Source organism: Citrobacter sp. Cpo089, assembly GCF_030332695.1.
Lineage (GTDB): Bacteria > Pseudomonadota > Gammaproteobacteria > Enterobacterales > Enterobacteriaceae > Citrobacter > Citrobacter portucalensis.
Genome location: NZ_JAOWHJ010000075.1, coordinates 1 through 8,827, shown reverse-complemented (window position 1 = coordinate 8,827; position 8,827 = coordinate 1). Strand labels below are relative to the sequence as shown.

The following is an 8,827-nucleotide window of genomic DNA, read 5'->3' as shown; positions in this document are numbered from 1 at the left end:
AAATCGGTGGAGCTGCATGACAAAGTCATCGGGCATTATCTGAACATAAAACACTATCAATAAGTTGGAGTCATTACCTCAGACCAAAAGTGCGAATGACGCCTTATATGGTCAATTGCCATTCACTGATAAAACCGATTTTATGAACGCACATAAAGGTTTTATTGCTCCGCTTCCCAGTGAATTGATTAAAGGGAAGCAGGGAAATGTTGTCTGGGACCCTCAGCAATATGCCTTTATCAAAGAGGGCGAAAAAGCCCCCGACACGGTTAATCCAAGCCTGTGGCGTCAGTCGCAGTTGATCAATATTGGCGGTTTGTTCCAGGTCACTGATGGCGTGTATCAAATCCGTAATCTTGATCTCTCGAATATGACAATTATGGAAGGGAAAGAGGGTATTACGGTCATTGATCCGCTGGTATCTGCAGAAACCGCGAAAGTGGGAATGGACCTTTATTATAAGAATCGCGGTAAAAGACCCGTTGTTGCCGTCATTTATACGCACAGCCATGTTGACCACTACGGTGGTGTCCGCGGCGTGATTGATGAAGCGGATGTGAAATCCGGTAAAGTGAAGGTATATGCACCGGCTGGTTTTATGAAGGAAGCTGTATCTGAAAATATTATGGCAGGTAACGCCATGAGTCGCCGAGCTAGTTACATGTATGGCAATCTGTTGAAACCGGATGCAAAAGGTCAGGTCGGTGCGGGTCTGGGGACGACAACCTCCGCCGGTACGGTGACGCTGATTGAACCCACTAACTATATTACCCACACCGGGCAGAAAGAAGTTATCGACGGTCTAACCTATGACTTCATGATGGCACCGGGATCGGAAGCACCTTCTGAAATGCTGTGGTATGTAGAAGAGAAGGGAATGATCGAAGCTGCAGAGGATGTCACCCATACGCTACATAACACTTATTCATTACGTGGCGCGAAGATCCGCGATCCGCTGGCATGGTCAAAATATATCAATGACGTTATTGGCCGCTGGGGTGGAAAGGCAAACATTATTATTGCTCAGCATCACTGGCCGACCTGGGGTAATGAAAATGTGGTGAAGTTAATGAAAAGTCAGCGTGATATGTACCGTTACATCAACGATCAGACGCTGCGTATGGCTAACCAGGGGCTGACCCGTGACGAAATCGCCGCTAACTTCAAACTGCCGTCTGGTCTGGAAAAATCATGGGCCAGCCGTGGATACTATGGTTCTGTCAGCCATGATGTGAAAGCAACGTATGTCTTTTACCTCGGCTGGTTCAACGGTAATCCGGCAACACTGAATGAATTACCGCCCGTTGATGCCGCGAAGAAATATGTCGATTATATGGGCGGCGCCGATGCAATCATGCAAAAAGCGAAAACTGATTACGCCCAGGGCAATTACCGTTGGGTGGCGCAAGTCACTAACAATATCGTCTTTGCTGATCCGAGCAATAGAGAAGCCCGTAATCTGGAAGCAGATGCCCTTGAGCAAATGGGTTATCAGGCTGAGTCCGGTCCATGGCGTAATTTTTATCTGACTGGTGCACAAGAATTACGCAACGGTGTGGTGAAAGGCGCGACACCAAATACCGCCAGCCCGGATACCGTTAAAGCCATGTCACCTGAGATGTTCTTTGATTATCTCGCGGTACATATTAACGGAGAAAAAGCGGCAAATGCGCAGGCAGTCTTCAACGTCGATTTAGGTGCTGACGGCGGTAAATACAAACTGGAACTGGAAAACGGTGTTCTTAACCATAGCGCCGATACACAGGCCAGCAATGCTGACGCCTCCATTACGCTTAACCGTGCAACGTTGAACAAAATCATTCTCAAGGAAGAATCGCTGAAACAGGCAGAAGAGAAGGGTGATGTACAAATTTCCGGCAATCATGCCAAGCTTGATGAGTTCCTCGGGTATTTAGATAGCTTTGATTTCTGGTTTAACATGGTAACGCCTTAACTGTAGAGACAAACCATGCCATAACCCGCCAGCACTGGCGGGTTTTTTATTGTTGCTTATCAGAGTATTGAGTCGAACGATGCTGTATAGCAGTTGCTATACATAAGCCTTATGATATGCTTGTAAAGCAATTGCTATACAAGAGGCTTAATAATGAAATCAGATGTCCAGCTCAACCTTAGAGCTAAAGAATCCCAACGCGCGCTTATTGATGCGGCCGCAGAGATTCTACATAAATCGCGTACAGACTTTATTCTGGAAATGGCCTGCCAGGCGGCAGAGAACGTCATTCTCGATCGCCGAGTGTTTAATTTTAATGATGAACAATACGCTGAGTTTATCGAGATGCTTGATGCTCCGGTTGCCGAAGATCCCGCTATCAGGAAGCTACTGGCAAGGAAACCACAGTGGGATTTGTAACCGCACCGGAACCACTAACTCACATTCATCAATTAGCGGAATTTGTCAGCGGAGAAATTGTTCTCGATGATTGGTTAAAGCAAAAAGGGCTAAAAAATCAGGCTCTCGGCGCAGCCAGGACGTTTGTTGTCTGCAAAACAGACACGCGACAAGTCGCTGGCTTTTATTCACTGGCCACAGGTAGCGTCAACCACACAGAAGCAACAGGCAATCTTCGGCGTAACATGCCAGATCCAATCCCCGTAATTATCCTTGCCAGATTGGCCGTAGATCTTTCTGTTCGTGGAAAAGGGTTAGGGGCCGATCTGCTTCACGATGCGGTACTGCGGTGTTACAAAGTGGCAGAAAATATTGGCGTGCGTGCCGTTATGATACATGCGCTCACAGACGAAGCTAAACGTTTTTATCTTCACCACGGATTCAAAGCATCTCAACTGCAGGAACGAACTCTGTTCCTCAGGCTTTCATGATTGTAATGAGCAGAGGAGGTCAATGGCCAAACGTGGGCCACATGGAGTCTCAACTGAGTACGCAGCAATTGCATTTAACTTATGTTGAGTGCAAACTTGGTTCATGAATAAAATGTATTTATTGTGTTGTTTTTTAAGTATGTTTTATTACTCACCAATAATTCACTTCATGAACCAACGATATGTAGCTAGCTTTAGCTGACAGGTAGTTCCAGTTCATTAAACCATCCCACATCACATTTTCAAAACGAACACCTCATGATATTGAAGGGTTATCGGATTGATCTATTGAATAAAGTGTAGGTTGAGCTAGCATAGACTTGACCTGCCGCCTATTGATTAGTACACCGTGATGTTAGTAATTGATATTTTTCCCCACATCCACCATCGGTACCACTGTCAGCGATCGCGAAGGCTTCCTAGTGGAGGCTACCCTTTGTTTCGATTGCACACATCAGCTTTATCAGTATCCCTTAACCAAGTTCGAGAGAAATCTCTATTTCCTGTTTACATTGTTGAACGTTGTTTGGGCCAGAAGCCTGGCATCACTCCGGCAAGTCGCCACAACATCTCGCGGGTGCATGTGGCTATGAAGTTAATAAGGTTTTTTTATGGAGGATAATGGTGTTATGACGGTTTCTGTAATTCCGCAGTACAAACCTTTAATCGCAGAATTTAAAGACATCGATAAACTTTCCTCTGCGGACTTTGAAATTTTCGTTCGCGATTTGTTTGTCGCATCGGGATGGACCGATGCCGAAATTACCCAAACAGGCAAAGAATTCAAACACGGTGATGGTGGGGTCGATATTTTCGCCTGGAAAGGGAGGCGAAAGTTTGCTATTGAGGTGAAACAGCGCCAACTGGGTACGACAGTAGATGTGAAGGCTCTTAATCAACTAGTTACCGGCGCCACGCTGGCAAATGTTACCTATAAAATTTTAGTTACCAACTCTTGGTTTACCTCTGAAGTTAAGGCGCGGGCGTTACGACTTGGCGTTGAGTTGATAGACCGGGATGAGTTGCAAAATCTGTGGGTCATTAAGCATTCCGAGATTGGCCGTGACATTAAGCCGCGAACTTATCAGCAGGACGTGATTAACGAAGCCCTTGCACTTCATGCGGCAGGAAAGTCAAAACTTCTGATTGAAATGGCGACGGGATTAGGCAAAACCTATACCGTTGCCCACTTAATTAAGCGCTTAATCCAACAAAATAGCCGCAGGCCAAGAGTGCTATTTCTGGCACATCAGGTCGAGATTTTACTGCAATCTGTTACCGCATTTAAAAACGTTTTGGGTATTGGTAACTACAGTTTTTCTGCCTGTTTCGGCGGCACACATCCCGAAGAGACTGATTTCGTCTTTGCGTCATTTGATACGCTCTATAGCAAACTCGATGAGCTATCTGCAGGAGCATTTGATTACGTCATTGTCGATGAAGCCCATCATACGCTGGCAAAAACCTATTCTGCGGTGGTGTCGCTTTTCCAGCCGCAACTCCTGATTGGCCTAACCGCGACCCCGTACCGGACGGATAATCGCGATGTAGTGAGTTTCTTTGGTGGCGCCGATGGGCATATCGGTAAATTCGATCTGGTTTGGGCACTCAAAAATAAAAAACTGGCATTCCCCAAATATCTTGTCCTGCTTGACGATCTGGATCAGGATAAGATCGACCAGCTTGAGAGCGGCCTTTCTCTATCCGATATCGATAAACTGCTTTTTTTGCATAAAAAAGATCATGAGATTGTCCGGCTCATCAACAAAACAGTGACCGAGCAGGGGATAGAGGACGTAAAAGGGATCATCTTTTGCCGGAATATCCAGCATATGAATCATCTTATTGCGTTCTTTGAGCCTGGCACGGCTACCCTTGTGCACTCAAAAATGTATGATCAGGAACGACGAGAAAATATTCGATTGTTCAGGGAAGGGGATTATAAATACATTTTGGTGTGCGACCTGTTCAATGAAGGTATTGATATTCCAGAAACCAACCTGTTGATCTTTATGCGGTATACAGGGTCACGTACAATCTGGTTACAGCAGTTAGGACGTGGGTTGCGCAAAACGCCAAATAAAGAGTTTGTTCATGTCTTAGATTTTGTTGGATCCCTTGAGCGGTTGAATGAGATTAAGAGCCTGGCAAAAGAGATTGAACAGCAGCCAAGGTATCACGACAGCACTATTGATGATCCGGAGGAGATGGACGCGCCCGAGGTTTATCATGACACTTCGCTGGAGGTGCAATTCAGCGCAGAGGCGGCGAAAGTACTGGCTCTGCTGGAAGAGATGAAAATGCAGCTTAATAGCCGCGATGTACTGCTGGATAAGTTGCGCCGATATCGCGAAAAAAATGACGAGTTGCCCTCCATTGCAGAACTCGAACAAGAGTTAGATGACGTTAGCCTTGATCAAATTGCCACCCATTTCGGCTCTTATTTGAGCTACCTGACAGCCGCATTCAATGAAGACGTAGATATTCCTTCCATGCGCACGAGACTGATTGAATTTCTCGATACCTTTGTCGGGAAGAACAATATGGCACCAAGTTTTTACACGATTTCACTGAATTTCGGCGTGAACCCGTTGTACGAATTCAGCGAAAAAGAGATTCAACAGCTTCTGCCAGATTACGACAACCTTGTCAGTGCCAGAATTAAGGTGACAGCCCCGCAGGACGTGAGTGATATGCCGGTGAAGGAAGTGGAAGTTTGCCCGTGGATCGAAACGTACCGGGGACAGCCTTTGAACCTTGTCAGATTTAAGCAATTACCGTCGGATGTGCAGGAACAGATTAAAAACAAATATCAATCGGCATTCGTGTTTCTCAAAAAGCTAAAAGACGCGCTTTAATATGGAAAAAATTGACATCGTTGCAGATCAACTTCAGCTCGACCGAGCTCTCAATAAACTCATCCATAACCTAGTCGAAGAAAGTCAGCTCACGCTCGGAGAAACGCTCAGTGCCTGGGAGCTCTGTGAAAAACTCAGCATGCAGCAATTCATGGCATTGAAGAAAAATGTCTATTTTGCGGATTTGCTGCGAGCAGTAGAGATTTCGCTCCCCCTCAGGCAGACGCTTCACGTAGATGGCGCGGAAATCAGGCAGGTTGAAACTGAGTTTGAGGAAAAGCCCGAGGTAGCGCGTGATGAACCAGTGATGGAATGCCTGCGGATCCCCGCTTTATCCACCTCGCTGGAGACGATTCAATTGCCTGAACGATTTATGAAATTAATCAAGCGATTGAAAAACATTCAACTGATAAACCCAAATTTTGTGCCTGGTGAAACCTTCGGAGAACTCATCACGTTGTCAGTCAACGAGCTGGCTGAACAGCCTGGCGTCGGTGTGCTGTATATTGATACTTTTAAAGAATTGCAACAGTTGGCTCAGTCTGCACCTGCCGTTGAGGCTATAGACACAGCTAATATGGGCATTGATTTCGCGAAGGTGGATATCAGCCAGATGCGGTTGAGCCTTGCGGGCGTGGAAACCAAACATACGAAAGCGCTGGAAAAATTTGGTCGCTATCTTAAAACGGAAGATATGGGCGAGATGTTGCAGGCTATTCTGCATGCCGAATATGAGCAATTAGTAGCCATTCCGACCTGGGGAAAAGGAAGTATCACAAAGTTATTGGCATTCAGAGACAGGTTACGAGAAGAGATCATCGCCATTCAGAATGGTGACATTGACTACCTAGCGCTTGAATCCGTCTTGATCGTTCCAAAACGGCTTATAAACTGCCCATTGAATAAACTTGAAGCCGTTTTACTGGAAGATATCGAATCTTACTTCGATAAAAGCAGTGAAATGAAGGTCGACATTGCCCAACGCCGCTGGGGGTTTGTCGAAGAAAAAAAGACCCTCGAAGAGATCGGGGCCGATTACGTCGTATCGAGAGAGCGCATTCGCCAGATTCAGGCCGATATAAGACAGGAATTTCTAGGGCATATGCGGATCAGTCAACCATTGGTTTGGGAGGCACTGGAGCCTGAGATATCGCCGGACCTTAGTGTGAAAATGCAGACGCTTTTTTCCTGTTTCTCCTCTGAACGTGACTTCTTCGAATTTCTGGATATGGTATCAGGGCAGACAGAGCTTATCGCTCATGTCTATCCCGAGATTGATAAAGCGATCCTGAATACCTACTTTGCCGAGAATGGCGCACCAATCCACCTTGACGACATCCGGGAGTTTATTCCCTCCGTCTGCAGCATCGAAATACCCTACGTTGACAATGCGATTCGTCATCTTGCGCAACAAGGCGTCATCCAGCTTAAAGATGAGAACGTCTACCCCCTGCAACTGAAGAAAGCTGAAGCCAGCGCCTGCGTGCTGATTAAACACGAAAAAGGTCTGCCCTGGCTGGATATTGCAAAATTAATCAATGGAAATAATTATTCGCGCAGCCCTGTTTACGAGGACCGTCTGGATCACGAAGCGTTTAACCAGCCTGAATATATCTACCTGTCCGGCAAGGGTACCTACAAGCACACCTGTTTTATCGATGTCGATGCGGCGCTGATAGACGACATTTTTCTGGAAATGATGGAATACGCCGAGAAAAATTCCCGTCCGGTGTTCCACCTGAATGAGTTTTACCAAGCCTCGCGCAATCTAAAAAAGCATGATTACTATGTTATTCGCCATTTTGTGAAACATTTCGGCGAGGATTACGGTTTTTACTTCGACGGAAAATCTCAGACGGATTCGATCGGGCTGGAGAAAGGCTTTAAGAACATCACACAAAAGGACGTCATCGTCGAAGCGATGAACAACAGTGATAAACCGCTAACGAAACCTGAAATTGCCAATTTGCTGAAGAGTAAAAGCCTAGCACATGCGTCGTTTTATCTGGATGACCTGATTGAGCGGGGAAGTGTTGTTCAGGTGGACCACATGCTCTACACCACACCTGCCTGCGCCTATAAAAATATCGTCATCGACGACTATGTCGCGGCCCTTCATGCATTGCTTCTGCATTTTGGAAAGCCAGTAGAGCCCTCCATTTTTAAAGCACAACTGAACATGCAATTTGAGCGAAGCTACTCGAAATATTTCTATGCTTCTCTTGCCCGGTTAAATGCCAAAGCACAGGGCTGGCACCGTAAACATAGCCTATATTCGGCCACAGAGATTCCTTTTAGCAATATATCATCGGCAATGGACATGCTCTGCGATTCTGGGGCTCCCTTGCAGCAGAATATAGATGCCCTGCAGGCAAATATCGCCATTACACGTGAAACGGCTGCGATTGCCATTCGAAACTGGCGCACAGCACGATCTATGGTCAACGGCTAAAGGCTCATTCGGATGCCGTCTTGGGTCAGCATTTCAGCCAGAGTGCGAGCGCCTGCAGAGCCCCGACTCTGGTTCCATGCCTAGCGTATTTCGCTGTACAGCCTGACTTGTACCAGATTGACTGTATCGCGCCGTTTTCGCCAGTACCGTAAGCATCCGGTGAACTCGCATTGCGCGATCACCGGATGCTTACACACAGCACGTCCGCTTTGTGCCAGAAGCGGACAAACCCAATCCGTGTAGCTATGAAGTGCCCCCAACAGCTTCAAAACATTGGTAAAAAAACAGCAAATGGCAATGAATTAATTTTCGAACGATTGACGAATAGAAAGTACGGATTTTGTCGGGAATGTTTTCTCGGCTCGAGAAAAAACCTGTTGAAAAATATTCGGTTAGTCATTAAGTTATGTTGGGTGATGCTGCCAACTTACTGATTTAGTGTATGATGGTGTTTTTGAGGTGCTCCAGTGGCTTCTGTTTCTATCAGCTGTCCCTCCTGTTCAGCTACTGACGGGGTGGTGCGTAACGGCAAAAGCACCGCCGGACATCAGCGCTATCTCTGCTCTCACTGCCGTAAAACATGGCAACTGCAGTTCACTTACACCGCTTCTCAACCCGGTACGCACCAGAAAATCATTGATATGGCCATGAATGGCGTTGGATGCCGGGCAAC

General features: G+C 46.4%; 6 protein-coding genes and 2 pseudogenes. 7 read left to right on the top strand and 1 reads right to left on the bottom strand.

What is annotated here, in order from left to right:
- The 6 genes and pseudogenes from OGX92_RS21810 to OGX92_RS21785 form a co-directional block, all read left to right on the top strand.
- On the top strand, positions 1 to 63 hold a 63-nt coding region (locus tag OGX92_RS21810; RefSeq protein WP_071603212.1), incomplete at its 5' end, for an IS1 family transposase.
- Between the two features lie 19 nt (positions 64 to 82).
- Positions 83 to 1,954: pseudogene (locus OGX92_RS21805) on the top strand (alkyl/aryl-sulfatase); the annotation flags it as partial.
- A 153-nt stretch (positions 1,955 to 2,107) separates the two neighbouring features.
- Positions 2,108 to 2,374, top strand: a complete 267-nt coding sequence (locus OGX92_RS21800) for a type II toxin-antitoxin system TacA family antitoxin (RefSeq protein WP_008784769.1) — start codon at positions 2,108 to 2,110, stop codon at positions 2,372 to 2,374.
- Entirely contained in the window at positions 2,362 to 2,844 is a 483-nt protein-coding gene (locus OGX92_RS21795; RefSeq protein ID WP_149335333.1) for a GNAT family N-acetyltransferase, read from the top strand. Before OGX92_RS21800 ends, OGX92_RS21795 begins: the two co-directional genes overlap by 13 nt.
- 629 nt (positions 2,845 to 3,473) lie before the next feature.
- Complete coding sequence (locus OGX92_RS21790; RefSeq protein ID WP_001530084.1) at positions 3,474 to 5,702, top strand: DEAD/DEAH box helicase family protein; 2,229 nt, start codon at positions 3,474 to 3,476, stop codon at positions 5,700 to 5,702.
- Between the two features lies 1 nt (position 5,703).
- Positions 5,704 to 8,154: a sigma factor-like helix-turn-helix DNA-binding protein gene (locus tag OGX92_RS21785; protein WP_000410983.1), complete on the top strand. Its 2,451-nt coding sequence runs from the start codon at positions 5,704 to 5,706 to the stop codon at positions 8,152 to 8,154.
- A 2-nt stretch (positions 8,155 to 8,156) separates the two neighbouring features.
- Here OGX92_RS21785 and OGX92_RS21780 read toward each other — a convergent pair.
- Positions 8,157 to 8,306: pseudogene (locus OGX92_RS21780) on the bottom strand (IS3 family transposase); the annotation flags it as partial.
- A gap of 315 nt (positions 8,307 to 8,621) precedes the next feature.
- On the opposite strand from OGX92_RS21780, the gene OGX92_RS21775 reads away from it, so the two are divergent.
- Positions 8,622 to 8,827, top strand: a 206-nt coding sequence (locus OGX92_RS21775; protein ID WP_000179203.1) for an IS1 family transposase, incomplete at its 3' end; no start/stop codon positions are given.

Excerpts from the sequence above, each read along its gene's own strand:
- OGX92_RS21790 (WP_001530084.1), top strand. The coding sequence starts at position 3,474 with ATGACGGTTTCTGTAATTCCGCAGTACAAACCTTTAATCGCAGAATTT.
- OGX92_RS21800 (WP_008784769.1), top strand. The coding sequence starts at position 2,108 with ATGAAATCAGATGTCCAGCTCAACCTTAGAGCTAAAGAATCCCAACGC.
- OGX92_RS21785 (WP_000410983.1), top strand. The coding sequence starts at position 5,704 with ATGGAAAAAATTGACATCGTTGCAGATCAACTTCAGCTCGACCGAGCT.